The following is a 16,840-nucleotide window of genomic DNA, read 5'->3' as shown; positions in this document are numbered from 1 at the left end:
GCTCGCTGAGGGCGCTCTCGTCCTCGACGAGCAGGATGCTGGTCACGCGTGTTCTCCTATCGGGGCGGTCGCCGCGAAGGGCGTCCGGGCGGGGTCGGCCGTCGGGGTGACGGTCGGCGTCGCGGAGGGCGCGGGAGTCAGCGTCGAGTAGGCCTCGAGGGCGTTCGTCAGGACGGGGACGAGGAGCTCCTTGCCCTGCTCGGAGCCGTACTGGAAGTAGACGGGGAGGAGGCCGCCGGGAATGGTGTCGATGTCGTCCATCTGGACGGCCTCGGTGCTGTCGGGGCGGACCTCGGTGCGGCCGGGGACGGCGTCGACGGTGTCGCTGGTGCGGCCCGCGGAGCCCTCGTACTGCACCTCGACGCTCAGCGCCTCATCGGTGGAGTTCACGAGCGTCACGATCAGGGTGCCGGCCTCGCCGTCGTCCGAGACGATCATCGCGTTGCGGATGGCGAGATCGCCGATCGTCGCGCCGACTCCGTCGCTCGGGTCGTAGATCTTGCGCGTCGCCTGCGGGGCGACGAGGTTGCAGCCGGCGGTAGCGAGGGCGACGCCGACCGCGAGAACGACGGATGCAGCGATACGCGCCTTCACAGGAACCTCCAGATCGTCGGCCCCGCTCGCCCCGGACAGGGCGACTTCACTGTGCACGAGCCGACACCAGGCTAGCGTAGCGAGCACCGCGGCTCCGCCCGCCCGGACTCCCGTCCCGCTCGGCGCGCATGGTAATCTTTCCGCCGCTGAAAGGACGTCGCATGCAGTTCGAGGTCGGAGAGACGGTCGTCTACCCCCATCACGGAGCCGCCACGATCGCCGAGGTGAAGACCCGGACGATCAAGGGCCAGGAGAAGACGTACCTGAAGCTCCGCGTCGCGCAGGGCGACCTCGTCATCGAGGTGCCCGCCGACAACATCGACCTGGTCGGCGTCCGCGACGTCATCGGCCGCGAGGGCGTCGAGCGCGTGTTCGAGGTCCTGCGCGCCGAGGTCGTCGAGGAGCCGACCAACTGGTCGCGCCGCTACAAGGCCAACCTCGAGAAGCTCGGGTCCGGAGACGTCGTCAAGGTCTCCGAGGTCGTCCGCGACCTCACCCGCCGCGACCGCGACCGCGGCCTCTCGGCGGGGGAGAAGAGCATGCTCGCCAAGGCCCGCCAGATCCTCGTCTCCGAGCTCGCCCTGGCCGAGAAGACCGACGAGGACGCCGCCTCCGTGCTCCTCGACGAGGTCCTCGCATCCTGAACGGTCCGGCCGGCGCACCGACCGCGGCCGTCGTCGTCGTCGCCGCCGGCAGCGGCACGAGGCTCGGTCGCGAGCGCCCCAAGGCCTACGTCGACTGCGCGGGGAGGACGATCCTGGAGCGCAGCCTGCGCACGGTGCTGCTGCTCGCGGAGCCGGTCCAGATCGTCGTCGTTGCTCCCGCCGCCCTCCTCGAGGAGACGGCCGCTCTCGCTCACGCCGCCGGCGCCCCGGACGGCGCCGTCAGCGTCGTCGCCGGAGGCGCCAGCCGCCAGGAGTCGGTCGCTCGGGGGCTCCGGGCGCTCGGCCCGGCCGTCGAGACGGTGCTCGTGCACGACGCCGCCCGCGCCCTCACGCCCGTCGACCAGTTCGAGCGGGTGATCGCGGCGGTCCGGGAGACGGGCGGTGGAGTGATCCCGGGTCTGCCGGTCACCGACACGATCAAGCGCATCCGCGCCGACGGCGGGATCCTCGGCACGGTGGACCGCTCCGAGCTCGCCGCGGTGCAGACGCCGCAGGGCTTCCCGCGTTCGCTCCTCGACGAGGCCTACGCCTCGGCGGAGGAGGACTTCACCGACGACGCGGCGCTCCTCGCCTCGCGCGGCGGTCCCTCGGTCGTCGTCACGGGCGACCCGCTCGCCTTCAAGATCACCACCCCCTGGGACCTGGCCCGCGCCGAGCAGGTGCTCGCACCGCCGCCCGTCGTCGTCGTGCCGCGCGTCGGCATCGGCACGGACGTGCACGCCTTCGACGACGCGTCGCCGCTCTGGCTCGCCGGGCTGCACTGGCCGGGGGAGCGGGGCCTGTCCGGGCACAGCGACGGCGATCCGGTCGCCCACGCGATCTGCGACGCGCTCCTGGCGGCGGCGGGTCTCGGCGACATCGGCTCCCGCTTCGGCACGGCCGACCCGCGCTTCGCGGACGCCCACGGCGAGGTCTTCCTCCGCGCGACCCGCGAGCTGGTGGAGGCCGCCGGCTTCGCCATCGGCAACGTCTCGGTGCAGCTCATCGGCAACCGCCCGAAGTTCTCGCCGCGGCGCGAGGAGGCGCAGAGGCTGCTCTCGGACCTGCTCGGCGCACCGGTCAGCGTCGCCGCCACCACCTCGGACGCGCTGGGCTTCACCGGCCGGGGCGAAGGGGTCGCCGCGACCGCGACGGCACTCGTCCTCCCCACCCCCGCTGTCGCCCGGTAGTCCCCGGGCGGAGCCGCCGACCCGGCCGGGAGCGGTCCGCCCGGTAAACTCGCCCGCGTGACTCTGCGACTGCATGACTCGAAGGCCCAGGCCCTCGTCGATTTCGTCCCCCTCCGCGAGAACGAGGTCGGGATGTACGTCTGCGGACCCACCGTGCAGTCCTCGCCCCACATCGGGCACCTGCGCTCCGCCCTCGCCTACGACCAGCTGCGCCGCTGGCTGGCGTACCGCGGCTTCCAGGTCACCCTGGTGCGCAACGTCACCGACATCGACGACAAGATCCTCGCCATCGCCGAGGACGCGCGGCGTCGGGCGCCCGAGGGCGCGCCGGTCGAGCAGTGGTGGGCGCTCGCCTACCGCGTCGAGCTCGAGTTCACCGCCGCGTACGGGGCCCTCGGCATCCTCCCGCCGACCTACGAGCCGCGCGCGACCGCGAGCATCGCCGAGATGATCACGCTCATCCAGACCCTGATCGAGCGCGGTCACGCCTACCCGGCGCCCGACGACTCCGGCGACGTCTACTTCGACACGCGGTCCTGGCCGGACTACGGCTCGCTCACCCACCAGCGCCTCGAGAGCATGGAGGCGGCGACCGACGCCGACCCGCGCGGCAAGCGCGACCCGCACGACTTCGCGCTCTGGAAGGGCGCCAAGCCGGAGGAGCCCGAATCGGCCGCCTGGGCCTCGCCGTGGGGCGCCGGCCGCCCCGGCTGGCACATCGAGTGCTCCGCGATGTCGACGAAGTACCTCGGCACCCGGTTCGACATCCACGGCGGCGGGCTCGACCTGCGCTTCCCCCACCACGAGAACGAGCTCGCCCAGTCCAGCGCCGCCGGCCACGCCTTCGCCAGCTACTGGCTGCACAACGGCCTCGTGTCCGTCACCGGCCAGAAGATGAGCAAGTCGCTCGGCAACTCGGTGTTCGCCTCCGAGCTGCTCGACGCGGCCCGCCCGCTCGTCGTCCGCTACTACCTCGGCTCGGCCCACTACCGCTCCACCCTCGAGTTCCACGACGGAGCCCTCGAGGAGGCCGAAGCGGCGCTGGAGCGGATCGAGGGCTTCCTCGAGCGCTCCCGCCGCCGCCTCGACGGCACGCGGTTCGCCGCGCTCGGCGAGCCGGTGGTCCCGGAGGAGTTCGCCGAGGCGATGGACGACGACCTGTCCGTCCCGCAGGCCATCGGCGTCCTGCACGAGACCGTGCGCGCCGGCAACGCCGCCCTCGACGCCGAGGACCTCGGCTCGGTCTCGGCACTGCGCACCCAGGTGCTCGCGATGGCGGCCGTGCTCGGCATAGACCCGGAGGCGCCCGAGTGGGCGCGCTCCGACGACGAACCCTCGTACCGCGCGCTCAGCGTGCTGGTCGACCGCCTGGTCGCCGAACGCCAGACCGCGCGCGAGCAGCGCGACTGGGCGAGCGCCGACCGCATCCGAACCGATCTCGCCGCGGCGGGAATCACGATCGAAGACACCCAGACGGGTGCGCATTGGAGTCTCGATGGCGAATAAGCCCGGCCGCCCCGGAGCGGTCCGAAAGAAGAGCAAGGGCAAGGCCGTCGGTTCCGGCGGTCAGGGCCGTCAGGCCCTCGAGGGCAAGAAGCCCACGCCCAAGGCCGAGGACCGGCCCTACCACCCCGCAGGCAAGGCGAAGCTCGCGCGCGAGCGTTTCGTCGCCGCCGGCGGAAAGGGCCGTCCCGGCGGAGCCCTCTCTGCGGCCGCCCGCGGACAGGGGCGCCCCGCCCCGTCGCGCAAGCCCAAGAGCGGCGACGACTTCGAGATGGTGACGGGCCGGAACTCGGTCCTCGAGGCGCTGCGCGCCAGCATCCCGGCCACCACCCTCTACCTGGCGACCCGCATCGAGATGGACGACCGGGTCAAGGAGGCGCTCAAGATCGCCACCGCCCGCGGCCTTCCCGTGCTCGAGGTCATGCGCCCGGAGCTCGACCGCCTCGCGGGCCCCGACTCCGTGCACCAGGGCCTCGTGCTGAAGGTGCCGCCCTACGAGTACGCCCACCCGAGCGACCTGCTCGAGCGCAGCGTCTCCCGCGGAGCGGTCCCCCTCCTCGTCGCCCTCGACGGCATCACCGACCCGCGCAACCTCGGAGCGATCATCCGCTCCGTCGCCGCGTTCGGCGGACAGGGCGTCATCGTCCCGCAGCGCCGCTCCGTGGGCCTCAACTCCGCCGCCTGGAAGACCTCCGCCGGAGCCGCCGCACGCATCCCCGTCGCGATGGCGTCCAACCTCACCGCCATGATCAAGGACTTCAAGCGCGCGGGCGTCTTCGTCATCGGACTCGACGGCGACGGCGACGTGATGCTGCCCGGCCTCGAACTCGCCGACCGGCCGCTCCTCGTCGTCGTCGGCAGCGAGGGCAAGGGCCTCTCCCGCCTCGTCACCGAGCAGTGCGACGCCGTCGTCTCCATCCCGATCAGCTCCGCCACCGAATCCCTCAACGCCGGGATCGCGGCGTCGGTCGCGCTCTACGAGATCTCCAAACTCCGCTCCGCCTCCGAGTAGCGCGGGCGCCGGCACGGCGATCTGCGGCGTTGTCGTCGGGCGCGATACCGCCGATATCGCTTCCTCCTCCGCCTTCCAGCTCACAGCGCGAGCGCCGGCACGGCGATCTGCGGCGTTGTCGTCGGGCGCGATACCGCCGGTATCGCTTCCTCCTCCGCCTTGCAGCTCACAGCGCGGGCGCCGGCACGGTGATCTGCGTCGTTGTCGTCGGGCGCGATACCGCCGGTATCGCTTCCTCCTCCGCCTTGCAGCTCACCGCGCCGGCACCCGCGCTCCAGGTCTGGATGTCAGGGGCGCCGCCTGCGGCGAGCGAGCCGGGGGGATGCGAAGAGGGCCCGTGCTGACAGCACGGGCCCTCTTGCGGTGGTGGGGTCAGACGTTCTTCGTCCAGTCGACGTCGGCGTCCTCGTCGGTGAGCTCGGCGTCGCCGGACTCGTCGAGGACGAGGTTCGGGAGGGTCAGCGCCTCGGTGGGAGGAGCGATGACCGTCGCCTCGTCGCGGCGATGACGCAGGATGTCGTTCACGTAGGCGGTGACCGCCTCCGCCAAGGGGACGTCGCGCGCCTGCTGCTGCGACATGAACCAGCGGTGCTCGAGCAGCTGGTGGAACATCTCGGCCGGCTCCAGTCGACCCTTGAGATCACGGGGAATCGAGCGGATGACCGGCTCGAACACCTGCGCCAGCCACTCGTGCGCCACCATCTCCTCGTCCAGGCCCTGCTTGTCGTAGGTCGCCGTGTACGAGTCGAGGTCGTTGAGCAGGCGCCGTGCCTGGTTCTCCTGCGCGTCCAGCCCGGTGAGACGGAGCAGCCGCCGCTGATGGTGGCCGGCGTCGACCACCTTCGGCTGGATCCGCACCGTGGACCCGGCCTCGTCGGTCTTGATCGCGAGCTCCTCGATGTCGAAGCCCAGCTCGTTCAGCCGGTTCACGCGGTCGTTGATCCGCCAGCGCTCCGAGGTCGCGAACGACTCGGCACCGGTCAGCTCCTTCCAGAGGCTGCGGTACGCCGCGACGATGCCGTCGGAGACCGTGATCGGGTCGAGGTCGTCGTCGACGCGACCGCCGGCCTCGAGGTCGAGCAGCTCGCCGGCGATGTTGACGCGGGCGATCTCCAGGTCGTTCTCGCGCTGGCCGTTCGAGAGGCCGCCCGAGTAGAGCTGCCCGGTCTCCGCATCGACCAGGTAGGCGGCGAAGGCGCCGGCATCGCGCCGGAAGAGAGTGTTCGAGAGCGAGACGTCGCCCCAGAAGAAGCCGATCACGTGCAGGCGGACCAGGAGGAGCGCCAGCGCGTCGACCAGACGGGTCGCCGTGTCCGGCCGCAGCGTCTGCGAGAAGAGCGCCCGGTAGGGGAGCGAGAACTTGAGGTGACGGGTGACCAGCACGGCGGGCAGGGCCTCGCCCTCGTCGTCGGTGCGGTTCGTGATCACGGCGCCCGGCACCACGCACGGCACGTCGAGTCGCTGCAGCGTCTTCAGCATCTCGTACTCGCGCCGCGACATCTCGGCGGTCGTCTCCTTGACGGCGACGACGTGACCGGAGAGGTGGGCGAAGCGGACCGTGTGCCGCGAGATGCCCTTCGGCAGGGCGGCGATGTACTCGTCGGGCCAGTCGTCGAGCCGCAGGTTCCACGGCAGGTCGAGCAGGGCCGGGTCGACGGTGGCCGAGGTGATGTTCAGGGAGCCGGACATGGTGCGCCGTTCGTGTCGCGTGTCGGACGGTGGGGGAGCCGCAGACGACGCTGCCGCCGCCCTGGAGGGGACGGCGGCAGCGTGCGGTGCAGGAGGAGGCTCAGGAGAGGCGCTCGCCCGACTCCGCGTCGAAGATGTGCACGCGGTGGTTCGCGGTCACGTACACGCGGTCGCCCGCGGTCGGGTGCACGCGGCCGTCGACGCGCGCGACGATGTCGGTGCGGCGGCCCTCGACCTCGGTGTGGCCGTAGAGGTAGCCGTCCGAGCCGAGCTCCTCGATGAGGTCGACCTCGATCGGCAGTCCGCCGGGCTGGGTCGAGACGGTGACGTCCTCGGGGCGCACGCCGAGCGTGACGACCTTCTGGCTCGTCTTCGCGAGCGCCTCGCGGGCGATCGGGAGGACGGTGTCGCCGAACTTGACGCCGCCGTCGGTGACGTCCGCGTGGAACAGGTTCATCGCGGGAGAGCCGATGAAGCCGGCCACGAAGACGTTGTTCGGGTTCTCGTACAGGTCGCGGGGCGAGCCGACCTGCTGGAGGAGGCCGTCCTTGAGGACCGCGATGCGGTCGCCCATGGTGAGCGCCTCGGTCTGGTCGTGGGTGACGTAGACCGTGGTGATGCCCAGGCGGCGCTGCAGCGTGCCGATCTGGGTGCGGGTGGACACGCGGAGCTTGGCGTCGAGGTTCGACAGCGGCTCGTCCATGAGGAAGACCTGGGGCTTGCGGACGATGGCGCGGCCCATCGCGACGCGCTGGCGCTGGCCACCGGAGAGCGCCTTCGGCTTGCGGTTCAGGTAGGGCTCGAGGTCGAGCATCTTCGCGGCCTCGAGGACCCGCGCGGCGCGCTCGTCCTTGTTGACGCCGGCGATCTTGAGCGCGAAGCCCATGTTCTCGGCGACCGACATGTGCGGGTACAGCGCGTAGTTCTGGAAGACCATCGCGATGTCGCGGTCCTTCGGCGGAACGTCCGTGACGTTGCGGTCGCCGATGAGGATGCGGCCCTCGTTGACCTCTTCGAGGCCGGCGAGCATGCGCAGGGAGGTGGACTTGCCGCAGCCGGAGGGGCCGACGAGGACGAGGAACTCGCCGTCGCCCACCTCGAGGTTGAGCTTGTCGACGGAGGCGCGAGTGGCCCCGGGGTAGACGCGTGACGCGTGGTCGAAAGTTACGGACGCCATTGTTCTTGCTCCTTCACCGGCAGGTACGTGCCGGACGATCCGAGTGAATGGAAGTGATGGTCATCATCGCGTGGGCGACTCCGACCAACCGTCACAGTATGCCACGGGGCCGACAGTCGTCGGTCGGGCACCGCGTATCCGTCGTTTGGAGGTTTCCCAGGGCTCGCGCGTAGGATTCCGGCGAGTCGCGCCCGGCGACCCCCTACTTCCCCCTCTCTCATTCGGAGCGTTCTTGTCATGACCACCGGCGGAGCCAACGACCGTCTCTCGAAGAACCAGCGACGAGAGGCCGCCCGAGAGAAGGCGCGCCGCCTGCGGGAGCAGCAGAAGCGCCGCGACCGCGTGAGCCGCTTCGCCCTGCAGGGCGGGCTCGCCGCCGTCGTGATCGCGGTCGTCGTGATCGTGGTCTTCGCCGTCACCTCGAGCATCCGCCCCGCGGGTCCGGGCCCGGCGAACATGGCGAGCGACGGTGTCGTCATCGGCGAGAACATGGTCGCGCAGACGAGCGGCGCCGTCGCCGCCGACGGGACGCCCACCCCCAGCGCGCTCGACACCTCTGCCGGCACGGTCGACATCCGTGTCTACCTCGACTACCTCTGCCCCTACTGCGGCCAGTTCGAGAAGACCAACGGCGACCAGATCAAGGAGTGGGTGACCAGCGGTGCCGCGACGGTCGAGATCCACCCGATCGCCATCCTCACGACCCGCTCCAACGGCACCAAGTACTCGGAGCGCTCGGCCAACGCCGCCGCGTGCGTCGCGGACCGCTCGCCCGACTCGTTCTTCGACTTCAACTCCCTGCTGTTCGCCAACCAGCCGGCGGAGGGGACCGACGGACTCTCGGACGACCAGTTGAAGGACTACGCCTCGCAGGCCGGCGTCGAGGACACGGCGGCCGTGAACACCTGCATCGACGACCAGAGCTTCGTGAGCTGGGTCCGCGCCGCGACCGAGCGCGCCACCTCGGGTCCGCTGCCCGGCACGGACGTGCCCGCTGTCACGGGCACCCCGACCGTCCTGGTCAACGGCGAGGCGTACTCGGGCTCGCTGACCGACCCGGACGCCTTCAGCTCCTTCGTGCTCTCGGCCGCCGCCGACTCCTACTCGTCGGCGACTCCCGCGCCCACCTCCTCCGAGACCCCGGCGCCGAGTGACACGCCCGCCTCGACCGAGGCCCCCGCGTCGACCGAGACGCCCGCGTCGACCGAGACCCCGGCTCCCGGCGACGCCCCGGTCTCCACCGAGGCTCCGGCCTCCTCCGAGCCGACTCCGGCCGCCGCGGGCTGAGCCCCGGACGCGCACGAGCCCCGCGCATGCAGAAGGCCCCGACCGCACACAGCGGTCGGGGCCTTCTGCTCTCCTGAGCCGACGACGGGACTTGAACCCGTAACCGCCCGATTACAAGTCGGGTGCGCTACCAATTGCGCCACGTCGGCAGGTGCGCTCGCGCGCCCGGCCACCCTATCGCGGGCCCGGATCCGGCCGGATCCGGGCCCGCCGCGTCTCACGGCTCGAGGATGCTGAGGTGCCGCTCGGCGGGAGCGGGACGCTTGGGGCCGCCGATCTTCCCGTCGGGACGGCCGACGTAGAGCCAGCCGAGCAGCTCCTCGCCCTTCTCGAGGCGATGCGCCTTCCGCACGGCCTTGTCGCGCGTGTAGGAGCCGGTGCGCCAGAAGACACCCCAGCCCGCCTCGTCGAGCAGCAGGCTCAGGAGGTGGGCGACGCCCGAGGCGACGGCCTCCTGCTCCCAGGCCGGCACCTTCGACTTCTTGACGCTGACCACGACGGCCAGCAGCAGGGAGGCGCGGTGCGTCTTCTCGATGTACTTCCGCGGGTCCTTCTTCGCCCCCGAGGCGACCGCGAAGCTGCGGCCGACCCGGTCGCGGGCGGCGCCGCGGATCTCGATGACCCGCCACGGGCGCAGCGAGCTGTGATCGGCGAGACGCGACGCCGCCGAGACGAACGCCGCGATCTCGTCGTGCCCCGGAGCCTCCGGCGTCACCTTCGAGCGCGATCGGCGCGCGAGGACGGCCTCGAGCACGGGGGAGGAGGACACGGTCACTCGCCCTCGGCCTGGAAGTTCAGGGCGATCGAGTTCATGCAGTAGCGGTCGCCGGTGGGCGTGCCGAAGCCGTCGGGGAAGACGTGTCCCAGGTGGGATCCGCAGTTCGCGCAGCGGACCTCGGTGCGGACCATGCCGAGGGTGCTGTCCTCGATCAGCTGGACCGCGTCCGGGTTCACGGACTCGTAGAAGCTCGGCCAGCCGCAGCCGGAGTCGAACTTGGTGCCGCTCTTGAAGAGCTCGGCGCTGCAGGCGGCACAGGTGTAGAGGCCGGAGCGGTGCTCGTCGAGCAGCTCGCCGGTCCACGGGCGCTCGGTGGCCGCTTCGCGCAGGACCGCGTACTGGTCGCGGTCGAGCTCCTCGCGCCACTCGGCGTCGGACTTGTTCACGGAATACGACGACATGGGTCTCCCTCGGAATCCTCGTCAGTGTACGGGGGCGGTCGCGCCCCTCCACCTGGTCCAACCCCCGGGGCGACGGCTCCATTCCGCCTCCGCGGGCTGTGGAGGAGACTCCCCGCCTCCATGCCGCGACACGGTCACGAGGTGTTCGGAGCGCCTCCCCGGCGGCGGCCGTGGGCCTGCCTACCCTGGAGGGATGAGCAGGACGACGGACCCGAGACCGGGCACCGGTCTGTCCGAGCGCGAGCTGCGGGTGCTCGCCTTCGAGCGCGAGTGGACGGCCCGCTCCGGGGACAAGGACGACGCGATCCGCTCCCAGTTCGGACTGTCGGCCGCCCGCTACTATCAGGTGCTCAGCGCGGTGCTCGCCTCTCCGGCCGCCCTCGCACACGACCCGATGCTCGTCACGCGGCTGCAGCGCATCCGCGACCAGCGCGCCGGCGCCCGCGCCTCGCGACGCCTCGGGCGCCTCGAGTAGACGAGCTGCTCGAGTCCACCAACGGAAGGCCGGCCGTACCCCCGATGTCGAACACGCACCCGAGAGACCGCTTCGACGAGGTCCCGGCGACGGAGGCGCGCGTCGGCGCCCACCGCCGGCCGCCGGCCCCTCACGCCCGCGCGGTCGCCCTCGCCTGGGCCGCGCTCGCCACCGGAGTCATCGTCCTGCTCGGCTTCATCGGGCTGCTGGTCATCGACGACCGGGTGCAGTTCACGGACGTCTTCACTCCGCCGACCGCGACCGCGGAGGCGACCCCGACCGCCGCCGCGACGCTCGATCCCGATCTCGCCGTCGCCGTCCTCAACGGCACCGCCACCGTCGGACTCGCCGCCAGCGCCGGCGACGCCCTGACGACGGCCGGATGGAGCGTCCCGACCGTCGCGAACGCGAACACCGAGGACATCGCCGCCACGACCGTCTACTACACTGACCCGGCGCTCGAGGGAGCGGCCCTCGGGCTCGTCGACTCGCTCGGAACGGGGACCGTCCTGCTCTCGCAGGACTTCGTCGAGACGGGCTCCGTCGTCGTGGTCCTGGGGGCCGATTACGCCTCCGAGCAGGGCTGATCGGGGCCCTCTGTTACGGGCACGTTTCCTCCGTGTTGAATCCCGGGCAACTCTTCCCCGCGAGGCCCTTTCCAGCCCCTCCCGGGGCCGATAGCCGGATTAGTATTCCTGACCAGGCACCAGCACATCGCTCGTGCCGCGGGCATCACAGCACTGGGGAGTACAGAGATGGCGAACGGAACCGTCAAGTGGTTCAACGCTGAGAAGGGCTACGGCTTCATCACGGTCGACGGCGGCGGACAGGACGTCTTCGTCCACTACTCCGCGATCGACATGTCGGGGTACAAGGTCCTCGAGGAGGGGCAGCAGGTCGCGTTCGAGGTCGGCACGGGGTCGAAGGGCCCCCAGGCCGAATCGGTCCGCCCGGCCTGACCGCCGAGCCTCCCGGGAGCCGTCGTCCGCCTCGTGCGGGCGGCGGCTCCTTCGTGTCGGAGCGCGTGCCGGTCGCTTGCACTCGTCCACCGCGAGTGCCAGAATCGACCTTGGCACTCGCTCCGGTCGAGTGCCAGCACAGACATTTCACGACGTCCGGGAGGGACGAGAAACACACATGGCCAAGATCATTGCTTTTGACGAAGAAGCCCGCCGCGGCCTCGAGCGTGGACTCAACACTCTGGCCGACGCGGTCAAGGTGACCCTCGGCCCGCGCGGCCGCAACGTCGTCCTCGAGAAGAAGTGGGGCGCTCCCACCATCACGAACGACGGCGTCTCCATCGCCAAGGAGATCGAGCTCGACGAGCCGTACGAGAAGATCGGCGCCGAGCTCGTCAAGGAGGTCGCCAAGAAGACCGACGACGTCGCCGGCGACGGAACCACCACCGCGACCGTCCTCGCTCAGGCGCTCGTCCGCGAGGGCCTGCGCAACGTCGCAGCCGGCGCCGACCCGATCAGCCTCAAGAAGGGCATCGAGAAGGCCGTCAAGGCCGTCACCGCCGAGCTCATCGCCGGCGCGAAGGCGATCGAGACCAAGGAGGAGATCGCGGCGACCGCCTCCATCTCCGCCGCGGACCCCGAGATCGGCGCGATCATCGCCGAGGCGATCGACAAGGTCGGCAAGGAGGGCGTCGTCACCGTCGAGGAGTCGAACACCTTCGGCACCGAGCTCGAGCTCACCGAGGGCATGCGCTTCGACAAGGGCTACCTGTCGCAGTACTTCGTGACCGACCCCGACCGCCAGGAGGCGGTGTTCGAGGACCCCTACATCCTCATCGTCAACTCCAAGGTCTCGAACATCAAGGACCTGCTCCCGGTCGTCGACAAGGTGATCCAGGCGGGCAAGCAGCTGCTGATCATCGCCGAGGACGTCGACGGCGAGGCGCTGGCGACCCTGGTCGTCAACAAGATCCGCGGCATCTTCAAGTCGGTCGCCGTCAAGGCTCCGGGCTTCGGCGACCGTCGCAAGGCGCAGCTCCAGGACATCGCGATCCTCACCGGCGGCCAGGTCATCTCCGAGGAGGTCGGCCTCAAGCTCGAGAACGTCACCCTCGACCTGCTCGGCTCGGCCCGCAAGGTCGTCATCACCAAGGACGAGACCACGATCGTCGAGGGTGCCGGCGACGCCGAGGCCATCGCCGGCCGCGTCGCGCAGATCCGCGGCGAGATCGAGAACACCGACAGCGACTACGACCGCGAGAAGCTCCAGGAGCGCCTCGCGAAGCTCGCCGGCGGCGTCGCGGTCATCAAGGCCGGAGCGGCGACCGAGGTCGAGCTCAAGGAGCGCAAGCACCGCATCGAGGACGCCGTCCGCAACGCGAAGGCCGCCGTCGAGGAGGGCATCGTCGCCGGTGGTGGCGTCGCCCTCATCCAGGCCGGCAAGCTCGCCTTCGAGAAGCTCGAGCTCGTCGGAGACGAGGCGACCGGCGCGAACATCGTCAAGGTCGCCATCGACGCCCCGCTCAAGCAGATCGCCCTCAACGCGGGCATGGAGCCCGGCGTCGTCGCTGCGAAGGTCCGCGAGCTGCCCACCGGACACGGCCTCAACGCCGCGACCGGCGAGTACGTCGACCTCATCGCCGCGGGCATCATCGACCCGGTCAAGGTCACGCGCTCCGCTCTGCAGAACGCGGCGTCGATCGCCGGTCTCTTCCTCACCACGGAGGCCGTCGTCGCCGACAAGCCCGAGAAGAACCCGGTCGCCGCGGGCGGCGACCCCACCGGAGGCATGGACTTCTAGTCCAGGCCCCCCACCACGCAGAAGGCGGTTCCCCTCCGGGGGAGCCGCCTTCGGCGTTTCCGGAGGCATCTGACCGAGCGGCGGGCGACCGAACCGGCAGGTGGTCCTGGATCCGCTCCGCGACCACAACGGCGGTCCTCCTGCGGTGGCACCGCCTTCCGCGCCGCCTCGGTCTCCTCAGCGGACACCGGCACCGGAAGCGCGTGGAAGGCGCCGGTGCGGGTCGCGACGTCCGGGTCAAGGCGGAGAAGTCTTCGGCCGAACGGATGCGGACGGCGATCCCGCAGGATCCGGTGACGCGGCATCCGTCGAGCGTCGGGTCTCATCTCCAGCGGTCCGGGCGGGCTCGCCGCCCGGTGGTCCCCAAGAGGAGAGAGTGAGCTGCGCGCGGCCGTGAGCGCCGGGTGCGCGAGGTCACGGTCGCCCCGGGCGGATCGATCCGTGCCGCTCGCGGACGTCGACGGGAGAGCCCGGACCGAAGGGGCCCCCGAGGAAGGACGGACCGCGGTGCGGATCAGACCGAGGCGGGGGAGGTCTCGCCGTTCTGGCCGACCGTGAGCAGCGGCAGCGCGACGCGGAAGGTCGCGCCTCCGCCCGGCGTCTCGACGACGTCCACGCGGCCCTTGTGCGCGGCGACGATCGAGGACACGATCGCCAGTCCGAGGCCGCTGCCGCCGGTCTCGCGGGTCCGCGACGTGTCCGCGCGCCAGAAGCGCTGGAAGATCTTCTCGCGGATCTGCGGCGGGATGCCCTCGCCGTGGTCGATGACCTCCAGCAGGGCGAGGCGGCGGGAGCGGTCGACGGCGACGCCGATCTCGATCGGAGTGTCCTCGGGCGTGTAGCGGACGGCGTTGCCGATCAGGTTCGTCAGGACCTGGCGGATCTTGTTCTCCTCCGCCATCACCATCGCGGGCACGCCCGGCTCCTCGGGGGCGGTGGCGGTGCCGGCGGCGATCTCCTCGGCGTTGACCCGGCGCGGACGCCGGCGGAATCGGGCGAGCCTCGCTCCTGCAGCGGCGATCGGGCCGGTGAGCCCGGGGTTCGTCAGCTCCATGGTCTGCGTGGCGGAGGCGCCGGCCTCGTCGGGCTCGAGCGCGGGCGTCTCCACGGGGGTGTCGTCGCGGGTCTCGACGCCGAAGTCGCGGTCGGGCCAGGAGGCCATCGCGTCCATCGCGGCGTCGCGGGCGAGCGGCATCAGATCGACGGGCGCGAGTGCGAGAGGCTTCGTCTCGTCGAGACGGGCGAGCTCGAGGAGGTCCTCGACCAGGCCGCCCATCCGGATCGCCTCCTTCTCGATGCGCTCCATCGCCTGGCCGACGGCCTCGGGCGTCTGCAGAGCGCCCATCCGGTACAGCTCGGCGTAGCCGCGGACGGAGACCAGCGGCGTGCGCAGCTCGTGGCTGGCGTCGCCGACGAAGCGGCGCATCTGGTCGATCGTGCGGGCGCGGTCGCGGAAGGCGGAGTCGATCCGCCCGAGCATCGCGTTCAGGGAGCGGTTGAGGCGCCCGACCTCGGTGTTGGGCGTCGTGCCGTCCAGACGCTGGCTGAAGTCGCCGTCCGCGATGGCGGCAGCGGTCTGCTCGACCTCGCGCAGCGGGGCGAAGGTGGTGGTGACCAGCAGGCGGGTGAGGAGTGCGCCGATCACGACGATCGCGACTCCGAAGCCCAGGAAGATCGTGAGGTACGTCGTCATGATGACGTCGACGCTGCGGGTCGACACCGCGAGCAGGAGCGTCTGGTACTCGGTGCCCCTCGTGAACACCGTCGACATGACGTGGTACTCGACCTTGCCGTTCGAGCTCCAGATCTCCATCGGCTTGTCGCCGCCCTGCAGCGCCTGCTCGAGGGTGAAGGTCTGCGGGAAGGCGGGGTCGGCCGCGCCGGACGCGTTCGTGTTGTCGAGCGTGCCGTACTGGTCGTAGACGGCGCCGAAATCGGCCTTGGACTCGTCGATCGCGGCGAGGTCGTTGACGGAGAGGTCGCTCGCCGTCCGCTGGACCTGGTCGGCCAGCTGCGCGTCGAGCTGGGCGACGAGCTGCGGCTTCAGCATCGTCATCGTCCCGATCCCGGAGACGAGGAGTCCCAGCGTGAGCAGGAGGACCGTGACCGCGGTGATCTTCGTGCGCAACGAGATGGAGTTCCACCGCTCGGCCAGACCCTGGTGCATGGCGGTGGAACTCCCTCGGGATCGGCGGGCGCCGCGCCTCCGGCGGGAGGTGGCGCCGAGGTGGCGGAGGCTAGGCCTTCGCGACCTTCAGCATGTATCCGAATCCTCGCTTGGTCTGGATGAGCGATTCCTCCGAATGCGTGTCGAGCTTACGTCGCAGGTACGAGATGTAGGACTCGACGATGCCCGCATCGCCGTTGAAGTCGTACTCCCACACGTGGTCGAGGATCTGCGCCTTGCTGAGCACCCGGTTCGGGTTGAGCATCAGGTAGCGGAGCAGCTTGAACTCGGTGGGGCTGAGCTCCACCGGCTCGTCGCCGACGAGGACCTCGTGCGTGTCCTGGTCCATGGTCAGCTCGCCGGCCCGTATGACCGCGTCCTCCTCGGCGTGCATGGTGCGGCGGAGGATCGCCTTGATGCGCGCGACGATCTCGTCGAGGCTGAACGGCTTCGTGACGTAGTCGTCACCGCCGACGGTGAGGCCCGTGATCTTGTCCTCGGTGTCGTCCTTCGCCGTGAGGAAGAGGATGGGGGAGGTGTACCCGGCCGAGCGGAGCCGCTTGGTCACACCGAATCCGTTCATGTCCGGAAGCATCACGTCGAGGATGATCAGGTCCGGCTCCTCCTCGAGGACCGCCGAGATCGCCTGGGCCCCGTTGCCGACCGCACGCACGGCGAAGCCGGCGAAGCGGAGGCTCGTGGTGAGCAGGTCTCTGATGTTGGGCTCGTCGTCGACGATGAGAATGCGGGGTCCGTCCATGCAGGACAGTATCTGGCCGTCGGCTGTACGGAGTCTGGGAGTCGGTTGTCCGGGCGCTCGGTGCAGGCTCGGCGGCGGGGAACGCCGGATCGGAGGCGGTGCGGCAGGAGGAGAGCGCGTCCGATCAGGACTGCGCGCGGCGGCGCCGGACCCCCACGATGAGCATCGCGATCATCATGAGGAACGCGATGGGCAGGCCCACCAGCGGCACGGCGAAGACGAACTGCCAGAACGGGCCGGCGTACTCGCGGATCCCGAGCGCGGGGGCGACCAGGATCGCGAGGAACGCGAGGACCGTCACGACGATGATCGCGATGAACATGTAGGCGAGCGTGCGCTCCGCGCGTCCGACGCCCGCCGGCTCCTGTGGCTTCACCCGTCAAGGATAGGGCGGCCCCGGTCG

Annotated in this window: 17 protein-coding genes and 1 tRNA gene; 9 read left to right on the top strand and 9 right to left on the bottom strand. The window is 70.8% G+C overall.

What is annotated here, in order from left to right:
• Window positions 1-42: 42 nt before the first annotated feature.
• Window positions 43-594: a hypothetical protein gene (locus C5C27_RS18105; protein ID WP_104355311.1), complete on the bottom strand. Its 552-nt coding sequence runs from the start codon at window positions 592-594 to the stop codon at window positions 43-45.
• Window positions 595-755: 161 nt separating this feature from the next.
• Here C5C27_RS18105 and C5C27_RS12800 point away from each other — a divergent pair, with 161 nt between their 5' ends.
• From C5C27_RS12800 to rlmB, 4 genes are read left to right on the top strand one after another with little or no spacing between them, the layout of a single operon-like run.
• Window positions 756-1,238, top strand: a complete 483-nt coding sequence (locus C5C27_RS12800; RefSeq protein ID WP_104239066.1) for a CarD family transcriptional regulator — start codon at window positions 756-758, stop codon at window positions 1,236-1,238.
• Window positions 1,232-2,428: a 2-C-methyl-D-erythritol 4-phosphate cytidylyltransferase gene (ispD, locus tag C5C27_RS12795; protein ID WP_104314577.1), complete on the top strand. Its 1,197-nt coding sequence runs from the start codon at window positions 1,232-1,234 to the stop codon at window positions 2,426-2,428. The genes C5C27_RS12800 and ispD overlap by 7 nt, the downstream gene beginning before the upstream one ends.
• A gap of 57 nt (window positions 2,429-2,485) precedes the next feature.
• Complete coding sequence (gene cysS, locus C5C27_RS12790; protein ID WP_104314575.1) at window positions 2,486-3,934, top strand: cysteine--tRNA ligase; 1,449 nt, start codon at window positions 2,486-2,488, stop codon at window positions 3,932-3,934.
• A complete protein-coding gene (rlmB, locus tag C5C27_RS12785; RefSeq protein WP_104224591.1) occupies window positions 3,924-4,943 on the top strand; it encodes a 23S rRNA (guanosine(2251)-2'-O)-methyltransferase RlmB in 1,020 nt (339 codons plus the stop codon). The genes cysS and rlmB overlap by 11 nt, the downstream gene beginning before the upstream one ends.
• A 372-nt stretch (window positions 4,944-5,315) precedes the next feature.
• On the opposite strand, the gene C5C27_RS12780 is transcribed toward rlmB, so the two are convergent.
• Together C5C27_RS12780 and C5C27_RS12775 are read right to left on the bottom strand one after the other, a co-directional pair.
• Complete coding sequence (locus C5C27_RS12780; RefSeq protein ID WP_104226481.1) at window positions 5,316-6,632, bottom strand: DUF4032 domain-containing protein; 1,317 nt, start codon at window positions 6,630-6,632, stop codon at window positions 5,316-5,318.
• A gap of 100 nt (window positions 6,633-6,732) precedes the next feature.
• Entirely contained in the window at window positions 6,733-7,809 is a 1,077-nt protein-coding gene (locus tag C5C27_RS12775; protein WP_104224593.1) for an ABC transporter ATP-binding protein, read from the bottom strand.
• A 237-nt stretch (window positions 7,810-8,046) separates the two neighbouring features.
• Here C5C27_RS12775 and C5C27_RS12770 point away from each other — a divergent pair, with 237 nt between their 5' ends.
• The gene (locus C5C27_RS12770; protein ID WP_104314574.1) at window positions 8,047-9,096 is read left to right on the top strand and encodes a thioredoxin domain-containing protein; all 1,050 of its coding nucleotides are present in this window, start codon (window positions 8,047-8,049) and stop codon (window positions 9,094-9,096) included.
• Window positions 9,097-9,172: 76 nt separating this feature from the next.
• Here C5C27_RS12770 and C5C27_RS12765 read toward each other — a convergent pair.
• The 3 genes from C5C27_RS12765 to msrB form a co-directional block, all read right to left on the bottom strand.
• Window positions 9,173-9,245 (bottom strand) — tRNA-Thr (locus C5C27_RS12765).
• A gap of 68 nt (window positions 9,246-9,313) precedes the next feature.
• Window positions 9,314-9,871 (bottom strand): nitroreductase family protein, encoded by a 558-nt coding sequence (locus C5C27_RS12760; protein WP_104226480.1) that lies wholly within the window; start codon window positions 9,869-9,871, stop codon window positions 9,314-9,316.
• Complete coding sequence (gene msrB, locus C5C27_RS12755; RefSeq protein WP_104224596.1) at window positions 9,868-10,275, bottom strand: peptide-methionine (R)-S-oxide reductase MsrB; 408 nt, start codon at window positions 10,273-10,275, stop codon at window positions 9,868-9,870. The genes C5C27_RS12760 and msrB overlap by 4 nt, the downstream gene beginning before the upstream one ends.
• A 193-nt stretch (window positions 10,276-10,468) precedes the next feature.
• Between msrB and C5C27_RS12750 the strand changes: the two genes are divergently transcribed.
• The 4 genes from C5C27_RS12750 (at window position 10,469) to groL (ending at window position 13,510) form a co-directional block, all read left to right on the top strand.
• Window positions 10,469-10,750 (top strand): DUF3263 domain-containing protein, encoded by a 282-nt coding sequence (locus C5C27_RS12750; protein ID WP_104224597.1) that lies wholly within the window; start codon window positions 10,469-10,471, stop codon window positions 10,748-10,750.
• Window positions 10,751-10,794: 44 nt separating this feature from the next.
• Window positions 10,795-11,337, top strand: a complete 543-nt coding sequence (locus C5C27_RS12745) for a LytR C-terminal domain-containing protein (protein WP_104224598.1) — start codon at window positions 10,795-10,797, stop codon at window positions 11,335-11,337.
• Window positions 11,338-11,505: 168 nt separating this feature from the next.
• Window positions 11,506-11,709 (top strand): cold-shock protein, encoded by a 204-nt coding sequence (locus C5C27_RS12740; protein ID WP_104224599.1) that lies wholly within the window; start codon window positions 11,506-11,508, stop codon window positions 11,707-11,709.
• A gap of 178 nt (window positions 11,710-11,887) precedes the next feature.
• Window positions 11,888-13,510 carry a chaperonin GroEL gene (groL, locus tag C5C27_RS12735; RefSeq protein ID WP_104224600.1) on the top strand — a complete coding sequence of 541 codons (1,623 nt, stop codon included), beginning with the start codon at window positions 11,888-11,890 and terminating at the stop codon, window positions 13,508-13,510.
• 514 nt (window positions 13,511-14,024) lie between these two features.
• Here the strand turns inward: groL and C5C27_RS12730 are convergent.
• From C5C27_RS12730 to C5C27_RS12720, 3 genes are all read right to left on the bottom strand, one after another.
• Window positions 14,025-15,677, bottom strand: coding sequence for a HAMP domain-containing sensor histidine kinase (locus tag C5C27_RS12730; RefSeq protein ID WP_104224601.1), 1,653 nt, complete (start codon window positions 15,675-15,677; stop codon window positions 14,025-14,027).
• Between the two features lie 70 nt (window positions 15,678-15,747).
• On the bottom strand, window positions 15,748-16,437 hold the full coding sequence (locus tag C5C27_RS12725) for a response regulator transcription factor (protein WP_055787731.1): 690 nt from the start codon (window positions 16,435-16,437) through the stop codon (window positions 15,748-15,750).
• 124 nt (window positions 16,438-16,561) lie between these two features.
• Entirely contained in the window at window positions 16,562-16,813 is a 252-nt protein-coding gene (locus C5C27_RS12720) for a hypothetical protein (protein WP_244229474.1), read from the bottom strand.
• Window positions 16,814-16,840: the final 27 nt, after the last annotated feature.

It is taken from the genome of Rathayibacter sp. AY2B7 (assembly GCF_002931635.1).
Taxonomy (GTDB): domain Bacteria; phylum Actinomycetota; class Actinomycetes; order Actinomycetales; family Microbacteriaceae; genus Rathayibacter.
This window is presented reverse-complemented; position numbering and strand designations above follow the sequence as displayed.